The organism is Thioclava sp. JM3, assembly GCF_002213185.1.
In the GTDB taxonomy this organism is placed as follows: domain Bacteria; phylum Pseudomonadota; class Alphaproteobacteria; order Rhodobacterales; family Rhodobacteraceae; genus Thioclava; species Thioclava nitratireducens.
In genome coordinates this window covers 1-16,981 of sequence record NZ_NBOB01000013.1, presented here as the reverse complement: position 1 = coordinate 16,981, position 16,981 = coordinate 1, and the positions used below count along the sequence as shown (strand labels likewise).

At 62.2% G+C, this 16,981-nt stretch carries 12 protein-coding genes and 1 pseudogene; 11 read left to right on the top strand and 2 right to left on the bottom strand.

What is annotated here, in order from left to right; all coding sequences use genetic code 11:
- The first annotated feature begins 365 nt into the window (after positions 1-365).
- Together B6V73_RS18250 and B6V73_RS18245 are read left to right on the top strand one after the other, a co-directional pair.
- A complete protein-coding gene (locus tag B6V73_RS18250; RefSeq protein ID WP_141104873.1) occupies positions 366-1,376 on the top strand; it encodes a hypothetical protein in 1,011 nt (336 codons plus the stop codon).
- A gap of 78 nt (positions 1,377-1,454) precedes the next feature.
- Complete coding sequence (locus B6V73_RS18245; RefSeq protein ID WP_088726051.1) at positions 1,455-3,665, top strand: AAA family ATPase; 2,211 nt, start codon at positions 1,455-1,457, stop codon at positions 3,663-3,665.
- A gap of 379 nt (positions 3,666-4,044) precedes the next feature.
- Here the strand turns inward: B6V73_RS18245 and B6V73_RS18240 are convergent, their stop codons facing one another.
- Complete coding sequence (locus B6V73_RS18240) at positions 4,045-4,755, bottom strand: helix-turn-helix domain-containing protein (RefSeq protein WP_088726050.1); 711 nt, start codon at positions 4,753-4,755, stop codon at positions 4,045-4,047.
- 241 nt (positions 4,756-4,996) lie between these two features.
- Between B6V73_RS18240 and B6V73_RS18235 the strand changes: the two genes are divergently transcribed.
- The 9 genes from B6V73_RS18235 to B6V73_RS18195 all read left to right on the top strand — a co-directional run bounded on the left by B6V73_RS18235 (position 4,997) and on the right by B6V73_RS18195 (position 16,581).
- Positions 4,997-6,319 carry a nitrate/nitrite transporter gene (locus B6V73_RS18235; RefSeq protein WP_075777303.1) on the top strand — a complete coding sequence of 441 codons (1,323 nt, stop codon included), beginning with the start codon at positions 4,997-4,999 and terminating at the stop codon, positions 6,317-6,319.
- A 68-nt stretch (positions 6,320-6,387) separates the two neighbouring features.
- Complete coding sequence (locus B6V73_RS18230; RefSeq protein WP_075777302.1) at positions 6,388-7,782, top strand: NarK family nitrate/nitrite MFS transporter; 1,395 nt, start codon at positions 6,388-6,390, stop codon at positions 7,780-7,782.
- A 68-nt stretch (positions 7,783-7,850) separates the two neighbouring features.
- A complete protein-coding gene (locus B6V73_RS18225; RefSeq protein WP_088726049.1) occupies positions 7,851-11,579 on the top strand; it encodes a nitrate reductase subunit alpha in 3,729 nt (1,242 codons plus the stop codon).
- Positions 11,576-13,099 carry a nitrate reductase subunit beta gene (narH, locus tag B6V73_RS18220; protein WP_075777300.1) on the top strand — a complete coding sequence of 508 codons (1,524 nt, stop codon included), beginning with the start codon at positions 11,576-11,578 and terminating at the stop codon, positions 13,097-13,099. Before B6V73_RS18225 ends, narH begins: the two co-directional genes overlap by 4 nt.
- Positions 13,099-13,818, top strand: coding sequence for a nitrate reductase molybdenum cofactor assembly chaperone (narJ, locus tag B6V73_RS18215; RefSeq protein ID WP_088726048.1), 720 nt, complete (start codon positions 13,099-13,101; stop codon positions 13,816-13,818). Before narH ends, narJ begins: the two co-directional genes overlap by 1 nt.
- An 11-nt stretch (positions 13,819-13,829) precedes the next feature.
- Positions 13,830-14,597, top strand: coding sequence for a respiratory nitrate reductase subunit gamma (gene narI / locus B6V73_RS18210; protein ID WP_088726047.1), 768 nt, complete (start codon positions 13,830-13,832; stop codon positions 14,595-14,597).
- 5 nt (positions 14,598-14,602) lie between these two features.
- On the top strand, positions 14,603-15,397 hold the full coding sequence (locus B6V73_RS18205) for a peptidylprolyl isomerase (protein ID WP_088726046.1): 795 nt from the start codon (positions 14,603-14,605) through the stop codon (positions 15,395-15,397).
- A 10-nt stretch (positions 15,398-15,407) separates the two neighbouring features.
- Complete coding sequence (locus tag B6V73_RS18200) at positions 15,408-16,046, top strand: carbonic anhydrase (RefSeq protein WP_075777296.1); 639 nt, start codon at positions 15,408-15,410, stop codon at positions 16,044-16,046.
- Positions 16,015-16,581, top strand: a complete 567-nt coding sequence (locus B6V73_RS18195; RefSeq protein ID WP_240504178.1) for a DUF2478 domain-containing protein — start codon at positions 16,015-16,017, stop codon at positions 16,579-16,581. The genes B6V73_RS18200 and B6V73_RS18195 overlap by 32 nt, the downstream gene beginning before the upstream one ends.
- Positions 16,582-16,771: 190 nt before the next feature.
- Here the strand turns inward: B6V73_RS18195 and B6V73_RS20980 are convergent.
- Positions 16,772-16,981 (bottom strand): annotated as a pseudogene (locus B6V73_RS20980) (coproporphyrinogen III oxidase); the annotation flags it as partial.

The window sequence follows — 16,981 nt, the reverse complement described above, 5'->3', positions numbered from 1 at the left end:
TGGTCTTCGGCTCTCGCGACATTTTTGTATATACATCCTCTTTACGTCCCAGAATTCGGTGTATATACAAATGCTATACGCCGAAACCGGCCCTCGCCAATGGTTGCAACATCGACGAGGACCGCCAATCCCTGATCTTTCGTGGAGACCAGACAATGACTACTCAAGCCAATACCACTCTCAACGGTAACGTCAAAGCGCCTGAGCGCCACCCGCCTCTGAAGACCGAGCTGTTCGACGAGAACGCTTCGTTCATCGTCTCGCGCGCCTGAGCGCCCTTCCCGTCCATCACTGCCCAGAATGACCGACCTGCGCCATCTCTTAGACGCAGCGCGTGTCTCTATGCGCTTACTTCAGAGGCAACCATGACTCACAACGTTTCTACCCCCACCCCGCAGTCGCCCTTTGTCATTCCTCCCGGGAACCACCCCCCTCTTTATATTCCGCGTCGTTCGCGGTCCGCGCCAGCGGAGGAGTGGCACGAGGTATCCGGCGAAATCCATGACGCGTGGATCGAGATCGCGATGGACAAGGGCTTTCGCATCGACCGCCGGGTGCGCGATCGCTACCACGTCGTCCTCGAATGTGAGGAATGCGGAGCGCACGTTGCACAGAAGCTCTTCACCCTGCGCACCGCAAGTGTCGCCTGCACAGCGTGTGAGGATGCTCGGCGACGCGAAGCAGCGAGGTTGGCCGGTCTTAATTTCCTCGGCTACGACATCGCCGACGCCAGTTACGGTTTCTATGAGGCAAGCTGTGGCCACACCTTGCGCCGACAGTTCGAGCTCGTCGGACGGGCTGCTCGAGGCGAAGTGGAAGCGCGCTGCGAGATTTGCCACCTCGCGCGCGAAGAAGACGAAGCGATCGAGAGAGGTTGGGAGCGGCTCGGCGCGGATCTTGCGAATGACCCGAATTACCGCATGTATCGGCACGAATGCGGCCATGAACAACGGGTTGCACGCGCCAACATGCAGAGTGGACATGTCGATTGTGGTGCCTGCGGCGCATCCTGGTCTGCGCGATCTTCCGTCATTTATCTCCTCGATATCCGACACGGCGAGGATCATGTGTTGAAGTTGGGCTACAGCAATGACCCCGAGCGCCGCCACCGCTATCAGCTCGGCATTCCCAAAGATGCTTCGGTGACGATCCTGCGACAGGTCGAAATGAAATCGGGAAGCGTTGCCTGCTCCGCAGAGAAGACAATGCACGGCACCCTTACGCGTCACCTCACCGAAGCGGTCGTGCCGCAAACGGAGTTCGGGCATCTCCTGAATACGACTGGCGAAGTATATCGTCCCTGGGCCCGCCCCGAGATTGAGAGTCTTCTCGATGCAGTCGTGCTCGCGCAGGCCAGCGGCGGGGTTAAGGTCTAAGAACCTCTCGCTAGCTTTCTTCCCTTTCCCACCCCGGCTCTTGCCGGGGTGCATCTCCTCTCTGCCTGGAGCTGCCTTATGAAAAGAACCAAAATCACCCCCGCGCCGCCTTGGGCACCCTTCGCCGAACACGTCATCGCCCGGCTTCGGTTGCGCCATGCGCTGATCTTAGACAGCGCATGCGGAAATCCTGGAGAATGGGAGTCCAGTTTCGCGGAGGACACCAATGGGCCCGCGCCCGTTGAGGATTGGGAGACCGTGGGGAACTCTACTGGAGAAAACTCATCATGTCGCTCACCAGCCTCCGACCGCGTGGCGCCGAACAGGGGCGCCACCGGCGAAGGTGACAAAAAAATGGGACCCAGCGACGAACCTGACGAAGACCCGGCCGACATCGCGATCCCGACGAACGAACTCTTGATCGCCCTGCAACTTGCGGCCGCATTCGGGAACGAGACCGAGTTCCGCGAGCAACTCGCTCAAGGAGCGATCACCGTTCTCCACGGGCTCCACACGGATGACATCAAATTCCTGACGTCCGTCATTGAAGACGCGATGTTGCCACCGGGTTGGGCACTCGAAAGAGTCGTTCGCGGCTCGCCGCACCAAACGCTTCTCTTCGCGGAAAGCGGTGTTGGGGCCGCACTCCTCCCGGAGCGGCTCGCGCTTCGTGCCCCGCTCTTCATTGCCCATATCGCCTCCCGCGATTTGCCCAATGCCTACCTGCGTCCGCCCTGCAAACAGGTCACGTTCCTACCGCCTGACGCGGATGTTTTGATGTTTCTGCTGCGTGCGAGCCGCGGGGACATGGAAGCGATCGACGAAGAGGCAATTCGCGCCACTCTGCCCTCGCCCGAAGCGATGGCCAAATTCAGTCGCGAGCAGTGGTTGATTGCACTACGTGCACCGACAGCCCACGCGGTCGCTGAGCGGTTCGCAGGCTTCACCGAGAACCGCGCAGGAAAGTCTTTCTCGGGAAGGGTCCTACCTGATCTTGAGGCCATGGCAAAACGCACTCCGGTTCACGCGGAAGCGTGGCGGATGGTGCGAGATCTCGCTGCCTGGAAGGCAGGAGAGGTCGACTGGTCGGAACTTACACGCTCGCTTCTCCTTCATGGCGCACCCGGGACCGGCAAGACTTGGATTGCCCAAGCGATGGGCAAAAGCGCCGGCGTCGCCTTGGTGCAGACCAGTTTCGCGGAATGGCAAGCCGAAGGACACCTCGGTCACATGCTGGCCGCTATGCGGAAAAGTTTTGCCGAGGCGCGCGCGGCGGCGCCTTGCGTCATGTTCATCGACGAGATCGACGCCGTGGGCAGTCGCGAAGATCGTGATCCGCGCAATAGAAACTATCGCGACCAGGTCATCAACGCATTCCTTGAAGAAGTCGATGCGCTCTCCCGCGAACCAGGCGTCCTGCTTGTCGGTGCCTGCAACTACCCTACCCGCATTGATCCAGCGATCTTGCGACCGGGACGCTTCGACGTGTCGCTCGAAGTGCCGCTACCTGATCGTCACTTCCTGGAAGCCATGCTGCGTGACGCGCTGGCTGGAACGTTAACCGACGCGGATTTCGCAGAACTCTCGCGCGTCGCCATCGGACACACGCCTGCCTCGCTCGACGCTGCGATCCGGGCGGCAAAATCCGAAGCTAGGCACAGTGGCCGAATGCTCGATGCACCGATGCTGCGGACGTTTCTGGGGCATGGCGAAGAGACATCAGGAGACCTGAAGCGTATCGCCATGCACGAAGCTGGGCACGCTGTCGTCGCCGATCTTCTTCGTCCCGGCTCAGTTCGCAGGGTCCAAGTTTCGCCACTTCATGGCTTTATCGAGCGTGCGCCCGCCCCCGTTTCGATGCTGCTTGCTGACATCGAAGACCAAGTCGTAGCACTCCTTGCCGGCCGAGCCGCAGAGCACGTCCTTCTCGGCACAGTGTCGAACGGATCCGGAGGTGGGGATCGATCTGACCTCGCGCTTGCAACCGAACTCTGCATGGCTATCGAGCATAGATACGGAATGGGAAGCGACGGCTTACTGTGGAGCCCTGAAGACGTTCTCACCGTTGGGAGCCCGCGCGCGCTTCGTTCGCACGTCCGAAAACGGCTGGACACCGCATGGCAGCGCGCATGCGACTTGGTCCGTGAGAATACCCTAGCGGTGGAGCGGGTAGGAAATGCGCTTATCGGCGAACGCGAGCTTTGCGGCGAAACCCTTCACGAGCTCACTACTGAAGCAAGCGAGCCAGACGGATCAGAGCGCAAACGGGCTCAGCCTGTTGTTGAATAGTCAGCGATCACCCAGAATGGGAGAGGTTGCCTAACAAGGCCGAGGCCGGGTGGGACCCGTCCTATTTTTTGACCGGTTCGGCCCGTTGCTGCCGTTGCTGAATGCTTCAGCGAATGTCCGTTATTAGCCCGCATCTCCAGCGGCGCCGCGGCTCGAAAAGTGCAGATGTAGGGGCTCGTAGGTCGTATCGTGCCCAAAGGACCGGCTGTTTCCGTGTTCCTCGTTCGTTTCAGGGCGCGCTCCGCTTGCGCCGGTCGGACAATGTGTTCGCCCGTCGCGCTGAGACGATCGAAAGGGCCCGCGGAGGCGGAAAAGTAGAAAATTTGAAGCAAGATTGCATTGGATAGAGGCGACGGCCACTAAGGTTTTCCCTGAGCCTTCAAGAGCAAGGATCGTCGATCAGCCGCGAGGGCTTGGCGAAAGCGCGAAGACTTTGCGCATCGGTGATCGTCACACCGCTCCCTTCGATTTCGACGCCGTAAGGCCTCAATTGACGGATTGCGCGGCTCAGGTTCTCCGGTGTCATCCCGAGGTAGGATGCCAAGCGCCGTTTCTCGATCCCGAGCTCGAATTCATCCGCCTTGTCTTCGTTTGCGTGGCGATGAAGAAGGTAGTTGGCCAAACGCTCGAGAGACGTGCGGAGTTTGAGGTTCTTGGTGGTCCGCACGATCCCGCGATATCCGTGCGCCAGTTCCGTGACTACATTGCGCGCGAATGTCGGGTCGGCGTCGAAGATCGCGCGCACGTCCTCCGACGGCACCAAAATGACACGCGATTTCTCGAGCGTGCGCGCGGACATCAGGTAGGGCGCCGCTTTGACGGTCGCCGCGACGATGAAGGTCGAGACAGGCTGCAAGGTCGCCATTGTCGTCTCGCGCCCGTTCCATGTCGCGAACAGTTCCACCGATCCGCCGGTGACGACGTGAAGGAAATCGCTCGTTTCGCCCTCGGTGAACAGCTCGATCTGCGGAGGGAAATTCTGCACATAGGCCCCGCGGATCAATGCGGAAAAGTTCTCGTCATCCATTCCGGAGAAGAGTTGGAGGTTGCGAATCTCGCTGGCTTCGTCGTCGCTCAAACGGATGGCCATGTTTCACCTCTCATCGTGCCTGACATATTTAGCTTGATAAATATCAGGCCGTCGATTGTCACCTGTCCGCGATCGTATTGATATGCGTTTTTTGCAGGCATGATGCTTGCCGCCCGCTGATTTATTTTGACCCTTCATGCTTAACGGTTTGATTTCGATCAACCAGTTCCAGTCTCCCTCCCTGTTGATCTGTCCGCAACCGGACCGGCGGTTCACGTCGGCCAAACTTCGGAGAGAGACAATGCATACACTCGAAGGAGTCACGCGCTCGGACCAATATCGGGCACTGGGGCTCAGCACATTCGCCTTCACCGTCTGCTTCGCGGTCTGGACGATCTTCTCGATCATCGGCGTGAAGATCAAACAAGAGCTCGGGTTGTCCGATACCCAATTCGGGCTGCTGGTCGCGACGCCGGTTCTGACCGGGTCAATCAGCCGTATCTTCCTTGGCGTCTGGACCGAGCAGTTCGGCGGCCGGATCATGTTTCCGCTGCAGATGCTCATCACCGCTGTCGCCGTCTGGCTGCTGGCCACGGTTCACAGCTACGAGGTATTCCTTATCGCGGCGCTCGGGCTCGGCCTCGCTGGCGGGTCCTTCATCGTGGGCGTCGCCTACACGTCTCGCTGGTTCGAGAAAGAGCGTCAGGGCACTGCCTTGGGCATCTTCGGTGCGGGAAACGTCGGGGCCGCGGTGACGAACTTCGCCGCGCCGTTCCTCGTCGTCGCGCTCGGTTGGGAGGGTACCGCGAAAGTCTACGCTCTGGTTCTCGCCGCGACGGCGGTGGTTTTCTACCTGACCTCGAAGACCGACCCAGTGCAGCAGGAACGCAAGAAGACCGGGGCCAAGCCGGTGTCGGCAGGCGACCAACTCGCGCCCCTCAAGAATATCCAGGTCTGGCGCTTCGCAATCTACTATTTCTTCGTATTCGGCGGCTTTGTCGCGCTCGCCTCGTTCCTGCCGCGCTATTACGTCGGCGCTTACGGGCTGCCGCTCACGACGGCCGGCGTCTTCGCTGGCTTCTACTCCCTGCCCGGGTCCGTGTTCCGCGCCCTCGGCGGTTGGATGTCGGATAAATGGGGCGCACGCTTCGTGATGTATCTGACCTTCCTCGTCTCGCTCGTGCTGCTGTTCGTGATGAGCTACCCCGAGACCAGCTACACGGTCGTGGGCATCCACAGCCCGATCTCGTTCACCTTCGGTCTCAACGCGACGATGTTCATGGTCATGACCGTGATCCTCGGCTTCGTGATGAGCCTCGGGAAAGCGGCGGTCTACAAGCACATCCCGGTTTACTATCCGCATCATGTGGGAGCCGTCGGCGGTCTCGTCGGCATGATCGGGGGACTGGGCGGTTTCTTCCTGCCCATCAGCTTCGGCTTCCTCCTCGATCGGACAGGTGTCTGGACGGCGCCCTTCATGCTTCTCTTCGTGCTGGTCCTCGTCTCGGTGATCTGGATGCACGTCGCCATTCGCCGCATGGAACACGCCCGGCACCCCGGCCTCAAAGGAGAGAAGTATCTCTCCGACGTGCCCGACGAGCCGTTCGCGAAGTCGATGCCCTGATGCTCGTGACGGGCTGTCCATCGGGTAGCCCGTCTCTCCCCTCGCACATTTCTCAAGGAGCCACTCCAATGGCCACGACAATAGCAACTTCCGGTCAGAGCGGACACGTGCTGACCGACTGGCGTCCCGAGGATCCGGAGTTCTGGAAAACCCGCGGGCACGCAATCGCCACCCGCAACCTGTGGATCTCGATTCCTGCCCTTCTCCTCGCCTTCTCGGTCTGGATGGTGTGGTCCGTCGTCGTCGCCAAGCTTCCCGCGATCGGCTTCGACTACTCGACCGGACAGCTGTTCTGGCTGGCGGCACTGCCCGGGCTGTCGGGCGCGACCCTGCGCATTTTCTACAGTTTCATGATCCCGATCTTCGGCGGACGCAAATGGACGGCGTTCTCGACCGCGACGCTGCTGCTGCCCGCGCTCGGTATCGGGTTCGCGGTGCAGAATCCCGAGACTCCCTATGTCGTCTTCCTGCTGCTCGCGCTGCTCTGCGGTTTCGGTGGCGGAAACTTCGCCTCCTCGATGGCCAATATCGCATATTTCTACCCCAAGAAGACCAAGGGGAACGCGCTGGCTCTCAATGCGGGCCTCGGCAATGCGGGTGTCTCGGTGATGCAGTTCGTCGTGCCGATCGTGATCACCACGGGCGTCTTCGGCTCCCTCGGCGGCGCGCCGCAGCAATTGTCGGCAGGGGGTGAGCTCTTCCTGCAGAACGCCGGCTTCGTATGGGTGCCCTTCATCGTTCTTTCGGCGATCGCGGCATGGTTCGGAATGAATGACATCGCATCGGCCAGCGCTTCGTTCAAACAGCAATCGGTGATCTTCTCGCGCTTCCACAACTGGGTGATGTGCGTCCTCTATACTGGCACGTTCGGAAGTTTCATCGGCTATTCCGCGGGCTTCCCGCTGCTCATGAAGACGCAGTTTCCCGAAGTGGACGTGCTGCAATTCGCCTTCCTCGGGCCGCTCGTGGGTGCGCTGAGCCGGGCCGGCACGGGTTGGATTTCCGACAAGTTCGGTGGCGGTCGGGTGACCTTCTGGACCTTCGTCGGCATGATCGTCGCCGTCTGGGGCGTGCTGCAGTTCCTGCCCTCGGCCGGTGACGCCGGTAGCTTCTGGGGCTTCTTCGCCTGCTTCATGGCGCTGTTCTTCCTGACCGGCGTGGGCAATGCCTCGACCTTCCAGATGATCCCCTCGATCATGCGTCAGGAAGTGCCGCGTCTGAACCCGCATCTCGACGCGGCCGCCACGCTCAAGCAATCGGAGCTGGAGAGCTCGGCGATCATCGCCTTCACCTCGGCGATCGCGGCCTACGGCGCCTTCTTCATCCCGAAATTCTACGGCACGTCGATCAGCCTGACCGGCGCTCCCAACGCAGCTCTGTGGGGCTTCATGATCTTCTACGCAATCTGCGTGGTGGTGACCTGGTTCTTCTACAGCCGCAAGGGCGCCTCCGTTCCCTGCTGACACGACCGGCGCGCGCCGTGTCGTCCCGCGGCGCGCGCTTCAAACCCATTTCCGCAAGGAGACGCGACATGAGCCACTTGCTCGACAGACTTAATTTCCTGCAATCCAAGGAGTTGGAGCAGTTCTCCGACGGCCACGGGCAGGTGACCCGCGAAGACCGTAAATGGGAAGAGACCTATCGGTCCCGCTGGCGTCACGACAAGATCGTCCGCTCGACCCACGGTGTGAACTGCACCGGGTCTTGCAGCTGGAAGATCTACGTGAAGTCGGGGATCGTGACATGGGAGACCCAGCAGACCGATTACCCGCGCACGCGTCCCGGATTGCCCAACCACGAACCGCGCGGCTGTGCCCGCGGCGCCTCCTATAGCTGGTATCTCTATTCCGCCGCGCGGATGAAGCACCCGATGGTGCGCGGCAAGCTGCTGAAAATGTGGCGCGAGATGCGCAAGACGAAGTCGCCGATCGAAGCCTGGAGTTCGATCCAGAGCGACCCCGTGCTGCGCGCCGAATACACCAAGGCGCGCGGCAAGGGCGGTTTCGTCCGCGCAAGCTGGGACGAGGCCACCGAGATCGCGGCGACCGCCAATGCCTATACCGCGAAGACCTATGGCCCCGACCGCGTCTTCGGCTTCTCGCCGATCCCCGCTATGTCGATGGTCAGTTACGCCGCCGGCGCGCGCTACCTCTCGCTGCTGGGGGGCACCTGCCTGTCCTTCTACGACTGGTACTGCGACCTTCCGCCTGCCTCGCCGCAGACCTGGGGCGAGCAGACCGACGTGCCGGAGTCGGCCGACTGGTACAACGCGGGCTTCCTGCTGATCTGGGGCTCTAACGTGCCGCAGACCCGCACGCCGGACGCGCATTTCTACACCGAGGCCCGCTATCGCGGCACCAAATCCGCCGTGATCTGCCCCGACTACTCGGAAGCCTCCAAGTTTGGTGACATCTGGCTCAACCCGAAGCAGGGCACGGACAGTGCGCTCGCCATGGCGATGGGGCACGTGATCCTGCGCGAATATCACCTCGACCGGCAGGCCGAGTATTTCGAGGATTACGCGCGGCGCTATTCGGACATGCCGATGCTGGTGGTGCTCGACGAGCAGGACGGCCGCCACGTCCCCGGCAAGCTGCTGCGTGCGTCCGATCTCGACGGCGCGTTGGGCGAGGCGAATAATCCCGACTGGAAAACTGTCGCCCATGACGAAACCTCCGGCAATCTGGTCGTGCCCAACGGATCGATCGGTTTCCGCTGGGGCGAAGAGGGCAAATGGAACCTCGAGGACCGCGCCGGTGCGTGCGAAACGCGTCTGCGCCTGAGCCAGGTGATGGAAGAGGACCACGATGAGGTGGTCGGGGTCGATTTCCCTTATTTCGGCGGCGCGGCCACCGAGAATTTCGTCAAGTGCCAGCATCCCGAGGTGCTCACTCGCAACGTGCCGGTGAAGAAGGTCACGCTCGCCAATGGCCGCGAGGCCATGGTCGCCACCGTGTTCGACCTGCTCTGTGCCAATTACGGTCTCGACCGGGGGCTGGGCGGCGACTGGGTGAGCCACGATTTCGCCGATGACCTGCCTTACACCCCCGCCTGGGCGGAGAAGATCACCGGCGTGTCGGCCGACAAGATCATCGCCGTGGCCCGCGAGTTCGCGACCAATGCCGAGAAGACGCATGGCAAGTCCATGGTGATCCTCGGGGCCGGTCTGAACCACTGGTACCACATGGACATGAACTACCGCGGCATCATCAACCTGCTGGTGATGTGCGGCTGTGTCGGTCAGGAAGGTGGTGGCTGGAGCCACTACGTGGGGCAGGAGAAGCTGCGTCCGCAGACCGGCTGGCTGCCGCTGGCCTTCGGCCTCGATTGGTCGCGCCCGCCGCGGCAGATGAACGGCACGTCGGCCTTCTACGCCCATACCGACCAGTGGCGCTACGAGACACTGGGTGTGCGCGAAATTCTCTCGCCGACGGCGCCCAAGGGCGACTGGGACGTGTCGCTGATCGACTACAACATTCGCGCGGAACGGATGGGCTGGCTGCCTTCGGCACCGCAGCTCAAGACCAACCCGCTCGAGGTCACGAAAGCCGCGAAAGCCGCCGGGATGGATCCGAAGGACTACGTAGCCGAGAAGCTCAAGTCGGGCGACTTGCAGATGTCTTGCGAGGACCCGGACGCGCCCGAGAACTGGATGCGCAACCTGTTCGTGTGGCGGTCGAACCTTCTCGGGAGCAGCGGCAAGGGGCATGAATACTTCATCAAGCACTTGCTGGGCACCGATAATGGCGTGATCGGCAAGGATCTCGGCGAAGAGGGCGGCTCGAAGCCCACCGAGGCCGTCTGGCGTGACGAAGCACCCGAAGGCAAGCTGGACCTGCTGGTCTGCATCGACTTCCGGATGTCGACGACGGCCGTCTACTCGGATGTCGTGCTGCCGACGGCGAGCTGGTACGAGAAGAACGACCTCAACACCTCCGATATGCACCCATTCATCCACCCGCTGCAGGCGGCCGTGGACCCGGCCTACGAGAGCAAGTCCGACTGGGAGATCTTCAAGGCGATCGCGAAGAAATTCCAGGAGGTGGCGCCGGAGGTTCTGGGTGTCGAGACCGACATCGTTCAGGCTCCGATCCTGCACGACACGGCGGGCGAACTTGCCCAGCCGGAGGTGCGAGACTGGAAGAAGGGCGAGTGCGACCTGATCCCGGGGAAGACTGCGCCGAACTACGTCACAGTCGAGCGCGACTACACCACGCTCTATGATCGGTTCGTTGCGGTGGGGCCGCTGCTCGACAAGCTCGGCAACGGCGGCAAGGGCATCGGCTGGAAGACTGAGCACGAGGTGGAGGCGCTGCGCAAGCTCAACGGTGTCTGGGAAGACGGTCCCGCCAAGGGTTGCGCGAAGATCGTGACGGATATCGATGCGGCCGAGGTGATCCTGATGCTCGCCCCCGAAACCAACGGCGAGGTGGCGGTGAAGGCGTGGGAAGCGCTCGAGAAGCCCACGGGCCGCGCGCACAAGCATCTCGCCGAGGGACAGGCGCACACCAAGATCCGCTTCCGCGACATCGCCGCGCAGCCGCGCAAGATCATCTCGTCGCCGACCTGGTCGGGCATCGAGAGCGAGGAGGTCTGTTACAATGCGGGCTACACCAACGTCCACGAACTGATCCCGTGGCGCACCCTGACGGGCCGCCAGCAGCTCTATCAGGATCACCTGTGGATGCGTGCCTTCGGAGAGGGCTTCGTGTCCTATCGCCCGCCGGTCGACCTCAAGACGGTGACGCAGGAGGTGGTCGCGGGCGACGAGAAGCATGTCGTGCTCAACTTCATCACGCCGCACCAAAAGTGGGGCATCCACTCCACTTATTCGGACAACCTGCTGATGCTCACGCTGAACCGCGGCGGGCCAGTGGTCTGGATCTCGGAGACCGACGCCAAGAAAGCCGGGATCGAGGATAACGACTGGATCGAGGCCTACAACGTGAACGGCGCCCTGACCGCCCGCGCGGTCGTCTCGCAGCGGATGAAGGAGGGCACGATCTTCATGTATCACGCCCAGGAGAAGATCGTGAACACGCCCGGCTCGCAGAAGACCGGCCTGCGCGGAGGCATCCATAACTCGGTGACCCGCGCGACGCTCAAGCCCACGCACATGATCGGTGGCTACGCCCAGCTTTCCTACGGGTTCAACTACTACGGCACCGTGGGTGCGAACCGCGACGAATTCGTCGTGGTCCGCAAGATGAAGAAGATCGACTGGCTCGATGAGCCCGCTACCCAGGAGGCAGCAGAATGAGAGTCCGCGCACAAATCGGCATGGTGCTGAACCTCGACAAATGCATCGGGTGTCACACCTGCTCCGTGACCTGCAAGAACGTCTGGACCAGCCGCGATGGCGTTGAATACGCCTGGTTCAACAATGTGGAAACGAAGCCCGGCACGGGCTACCCGACCGACTGGGAGAACCAGAAGCGCTGGAACGGCGGCTGGAAACGCACCTCATCGGGCAAGCTGATGCCGCGGCAGGGGTCGAAGTGGCGGATCGTGGCGAATATCTTCGCCAATCCCGACCTGCCCGAGATCGACGACTATTACGAGCCGTTCGATTTCGACTACGAGCACCTCGCCAACGCGCCCGAGATGAAGGCGTTTCCGACCGCACGCCCGCGCTCGAAGATCACCGGAGAGCGGATCGAGAAGATCGAAAAGGGCCCGAACTGGGAGGAAATCCTCGGCGGTGAATTCTCGAAACGCTCGAAGGACTACAACTTCGAGGGCGTCCAGAAGGAAATCTACGGGGAATACGAAAACACCTTCATGATGTACCTGCCGCGCCTGTGTGAGCATTGCCTCAACCCGGCCTGCGCGGCGTCCTGCCCCTCGGGCGCGATCTACAAGCGCGAGGAAGACGGCATCGTCCTGATCGATCAGGAAAAGTGCCGCGGCTGGCGGATGTGTGTTTCGGGCTGTCCCTACAAGAAGGTCTATTACAACTGGTCGACTGGGAAATCCGAGAAATGCACCCTGTGCTATCCGCGGATCGAAAGCGGCAACCCTACCGTGTGCTCGGAGACCTGCGTGGGCCGCATCCGGTATCTGGGCGTCATGCTCTATGATGCCGACAAGATCGAGAAGGCGGCGAACGCGCCGTCCGAGCAGCAGCTCTATGACGCGCAACTGGACGTTTTCCTCGACCCCAACGATCCGGCGGTGATCGAGGCCGCGCGTGCCGATGGCATTCCCGAGGACTGGATCAAGTCGGCGCAGCAAAGCCCGATCTGGAAGATGGCGATGGAGTGGAAGGTCGCCTTCCCGCTGCATCCCGAATACCGGACGCTACCGATGGTCTGGTATATTCCGCCGCTCTCGCCGATCCAGAACGCCGCCGAGGCTGGCTCGATCGGCATGGATGGCGCGATGCCGGACGTGAAGAGCCTGCGTATTCCGCTGCGCTATCTCGCCAACATGCTGACTGCTGGGGACGAGGCGCCCATCGCGACCGCGCTCGAGCGAATGCTGGCGATGCGGGCCTACATGCGTGCCAAGACCGTCGACGGCGTTCGCGACGAAGGCATCGCGGCGCGTGTCGGCCTCTCGGGGCGGGTGATCGAGGATATGTACAAGATCATGGCCCTTGCCGACTACGAGGATCGCTTCGTGATCCCGACCACGCATCGCGAACAGGTCGAGGATGCCTACGACCTGCGCGCGGGCACCGGGTTCACTGATTGCAACGGCTGCTCGACCGGCATCTCGAAGGGTTCGCTCTTCGGTGGGTCGAAACGTCCGCTCAAGATGCCGCAGGAGGTGCAGTGATGGCGCATCAACCCAATGACCGCACGCTCAAGGCCTTCTCGGTCCTGTTGAGCTATCCGACGATCGAGCTGCAGCGCGCGGCGCCGGAAATCGGGGGCGTTCTCGCCTCCGAAACCCGGTTGACCGCTGCGGCGCGGCGCGCGTTGCGGCCGCTCGTCGAGGAAATCGGCGAACGCGATATCTACGCGCTCGAAGAGACCTATGTGATGCTCTTCGACCGCTCGCGCAGCCTCTCGCTCAACCTCTTCGAGCATGTCCACGGAGAGAGTCGCGACCGGGGAGGCGCCATGGTCGATCTGCTCGAGACCTACCGCGCCGCCGGTTTCGAACCGGCGACGACCGAATTGCCCGACCACCTGCCGGTTCTTCTGGAGTTTCTGTCGACCCGACCGGCGCAGGAGGCGAGCGATATGCTGGCCGACGCAGCGCATATCCTCGCCGCGATCGGCGAACGGCTGGCCAAACGCGAAAGCGCCTATGCCGCGGTGTTCGAGGCCCTCGTGCAGATGTCCGGTGCAACGGCCGACAAAGACGCGGTGGCCGAGATCCTCGCGCGGCCCGATCCGTCCCCCACCGATCTCGAGGAGATCGACAAGATCTGGGAAGAAACCGAGGTGACCTTCGGTCCAGACCCGAATGCCGGCTGCCCGCAAGTGCGGGACATGCTCGCGCAAATGGACTCGCCCACACAGCACCGCGCCAAGACCGCGGCGGAATGACGGAGGCACAGATGAATACGTTTTTCTTCGGGATTTATCCCTATATCGCACTGTCCGTGATGTTCCTGGGCTCCATCGCCCGTTACGAACGTGACCCCTTCACGTGGAAAACCTCGTCGAGCCAGATGCTGCGGCGGCGGCACTTCGTTATCGCATCGATCCTGTTCCACGTCGGCGTTCTGGTGATCTTCGCGGGGCACCTCGTAGGGCTTCTGACCCCGATCTGGGTCTTCGACATGCTGCATGTCAGCCATGGTGCCAAGCAGATCCTCGCCATGGTCGCTGGCGGCATCGCCGGGGTGATGGCGCTTATCGGCGGCGGGATGCTCATGTATCGTCGCTGGACCGATCCGCGCATCCGTCTGACGTCGAGCTTTGCCGATATCGGCATACTTGCACTGCTTTTGGTGCAGTTGCTGCTCGGGCTCGGAACAGTGCCGGTCAGCTGGCAACATGCCGACGGTCACGAGATGGTCAAGTTCATGACCTGGGCGCAGATGATCTGGACCTTCCAGCCGGGCGCTGCCGACTATGTCGCGGGCGCGGCGCTCGTGTTCAAGCTGCACATCGTTCTCGGACTGACCATCTTCCTGCTGGTCCCGTTCACGCGGCTCGTTCACATCGCCTCGGGTATCTTCGCGCCGCTGCGTTACCTGCTGCTGCGCCCCGGTTACCAGATCGTGCGGTCCCGTCGCGCATCCGCTCTGCCAGAACGCGACGCCACCGTCGTCAAGAAACCGCGCATCGTCGCGGCGAAGCAACCCTCGGCTGCGGAGTGAATAACATGACCAAACCGCTCTTTCCCGACGTCGTCGTGAACGGCCAGACGATCCCTTCCGCGGCAATCGCTGCGGAAGCCCAACACCATCGCGGCCCGAGCAAGAAGCCCGGCATCGCCTGGCGTCGGGCCGCAAATGCGCTCGCGATCCGGGCGTTGCTCTTGCAGGAAGCGGCGCGGCGTGCGCTTGTCGCCGATCCGCAGGAAGTCGCCCCGGGACAAACCGAGACCGAGGACGAGGCGCTCATTCGTGCTCTTCTCGAAGATGCCGTGGAGGTTCCCGTTCCCTCCGAGGAGGCGATCCGCGCCGAGTGGGAGCGGGACCCGACCCGTTTCCGCGCGCCGCCGCTCTGGGAAGCCGCCCATATCCTGATCGCTTGCGACCCGCGCGACGCGGCTCAGCGCGAGGCGACAGCCGCCCGCGCGCGCGCTCTGGCGAAAGAGGCGGTGGCAAACCCGAAAAGCTTCGCGCGCTTGGCCAAGGAGAACAGCGATTGTTCATCTCGGGGCGAGGGCGGGTTCCTCGGCCAGCTCGGGCCCGGCGATACAGTCCCTGAATTCGAGCAGGCCCTGCGTGCACTTCGCGAAGAGGAGATCACCGCCGAGCCGGTGCTGAGCCGCTTCGGCTGGCACGTAATCCGGCTCGATGCAGCGGCCGAAGGTGCACCGCTGCCCTACGAGACCGTGCGTCCGCGCATTGCCGAAGCGATGGAGAAGGCGGCATGGACCCGCGCCGTGCGCGGCTTCGTTGGCGAGTTGGCCGCCCGGGCGGAGGTCTCCGGCGTCGAGCTGGCGGCATAAGGCGAACGCGATGCTGAGTGACCTCTTCAAGCGCAACCGCACCTGGTCGGAACGCCGCAAGGCCGAAGAGCCGAGTTACTTCTCGCGTCTCGCGACGCGCCAGAACCCGGAGTTTTTCTGGGTCGGCTGCGCCGACAGCCGTGTGCCTGCGAATGTCGTGGCCGGGCTCGATCCCGGCGAGGTCTTCGTCCACCGTAATGTCGCCAACGTCGTGCATTCCTCGGACATGAACCTGCTGAGCGCACTCGAATTCGCCGTCGAAAGTCTCGGTATCCGCGAGATAATCGTCTGCGGCCATTACGGCTGCGGCGGGGTCAAGGCGGCGACCGAGGATATGCTGGGCGGTCTGACAGATCACTGGCTCGAGCCCATTCGTCGCCTGGCGCGCGCTTACGCGATCGATCTTGGCCAACTGGCCGAGATCGAAGCCCGACGCGACAGGCTGGCGGAGCTCAATGTGATCGAGGGGGTGCGGCGTATTGCTGAGACACCAATACTTCAGCGCGCTTGGGCCGCCGGCGAGCCAGTCAAGGTTCACGGACTAATCTATGGCCTCAAGGACGGCGTGCTTGCCGATCTTGACTGCACGATCACCCGCGCCAGTGTTTTCGGTGAGGATGTTCCGCACCTTAGTGCTGCAGCGGATTGAACGGAAAGGACAAAAGATGTTTCCCATTGCCGCTATCGAAAGCCCCGGTCGGGGCGACGCGGACTTCATGATGGCGCGATTTGCGCGACAGACGATTTCGCGAGGACTTCGCGTGTGTGGCGTTGTGCAGGTCAATATCGATCGACCCCAAAGCCACGCTTGCGACATGGACATCCAGGTCCTGCCCAATGGACCCGTTCTGTCGATTTCTCAGGCCCTCGGCGCGGGATCTCGCGGATGCCGTCTTGATCCCCGCGCGCTCGAGACCTCCGTCGCGGCGGTGTCGCGCAGTCTCGCCGACGGGGCCGATCTGCTCGTGGTGAACAAGTTCGGCAAAATGGAAGCCCAAGGACGCGGGTTTCGGCCGGTTATCGCGGAGGCGATCTCGCGGGGCATTCCCGTCCTCGTCGGCATCAACGGTCTGAACGGGCCCGCCTATGACGCGTTTACGGGCGGATACGGGTGCCGTCTTCCGTTCTCAATTGATGCGATAAGCAACTGGTTTGACGACGCGCGCGGTCTTGTCGGAACTTGAGGGAACTTCGAGAACCCCTCATCCCGGCGGCTACCAAGGTGGCATTTGAGGCTACGTCGCAGACCCCGACGGCCACATCGGGAGATCGCTTGAAATCCGGCTCGGCCGATCGGCGGAGAAGGTTAACCCGCCTTCGGGATGCGAGGGCGTCTTAGCCTGCCCGCAAGGGCGTCCAGGACTCTCAGGCATTTTACGACGCGCGCGAATAGCGCACACCCTCCGGCACATGCTGATCGAAAACCGAAGCAATCATCCGTGTTAACGGTCGACCTTCCGGTGCAATGCTGATGCGCTTTCCCGTCAGCCTTGCGAATGGCGCGAATCGCGTGGCCATTTCCGTCAGGCACGGTAGCAGCTTCTGGGCATCGGTGCCGAACTCCTGGCTCAAATCGTCAAGATC

What these genes read in the sequence shown, in the direction of transcription:
- B6V73_RS18250 (WP_141104873.1), top strand. Translation starts at nt 366, where the DNA reads ATGACTCACAACGTTTCTACCCCCACCCCGCAGTCGCCCTTTGTCATT.
- B6V73_RS18245 (WP_088726051.1), top strand. Translation starts at nt 1,455, where the DNA reads ATGAAAAGAACCAAAATCACCCCCGCGCCGCCTTGGGCACCCTTCGCC.
- B6V73_RS18240 (WP_088726050.1), bottom strand. Translation starts at nt 4,755, where the DNA reads ATGGCCATCCGTTTGAGCGACGACGAAGCCAGCGAGATTCGCAACCTC.
- B6V73_RS18235 (WP_075777303.1), top strand. Translation starts at nt 4,997, where the DNA reads ATGCATACACTCGAAGGAGTCACGCGCTCGGACCAATATCGGGCACTG.
- B6V73_RS18230 (WP_075777302.1), top strand. Translation starts at nt 6,388, where the DNA reads ATGGCCACGACAATAGCAACTTCCGGTCAGAGCGGACACGTGCTGACC.
- B6V73_RS18225 (WP_088726049.1), top strand. Translation starts at nt 7,851, where the DNA reads ATGAGCCACTTGCTCGACAGACTTAATTTCCTGCAATCCAAGGAGTTG.
- narH (WP_075777300.1), top strand. Translation starts at nt 11,576, where the DNA reads ATGAGAGTCCGCGCACAAATCGGCATGGTGCTGAACCTCGACAAATGC.
- narJ (WP_088726048.1), top strand. Translation starts at nt 13,099, where the DNA reads ATGGCGCATCAACCCAATGACCGCACGCTCAAGGCCTTCTCGGTCCTG.
- narI (WP_088726047.1), top strand. Translation starts at nt 13,830, where the DNA reads ATGAATACGTTTTTCTTCGGGATTTATCCCTATATCGCACTGTCCGTG.
- B6V73_RS18205 (WP_088726046.1), top strand. Translation starts at nt 14,603, where the DNA reads ATGACCAAACCGCTCTTTCCCGACGTCGTCGTGAACGGCCAGACGATC.
- B6V73_RS18200 (WP_075777296.1), top strand. Translation starts at nt 15,408, where the DNA reads ATGCTGAGTGACCTCTTCAAGCGCAACCGCACCTGGTCGGAACGCCGC.
- B6V73_RS18195 (WP_240504178.1), top strand. Translation starts at nt 16,015, where the DNA reads ATGTTCCGCACCTTAGTGCTGCAGCGGATTGAACGGAAAGGACAAAAG.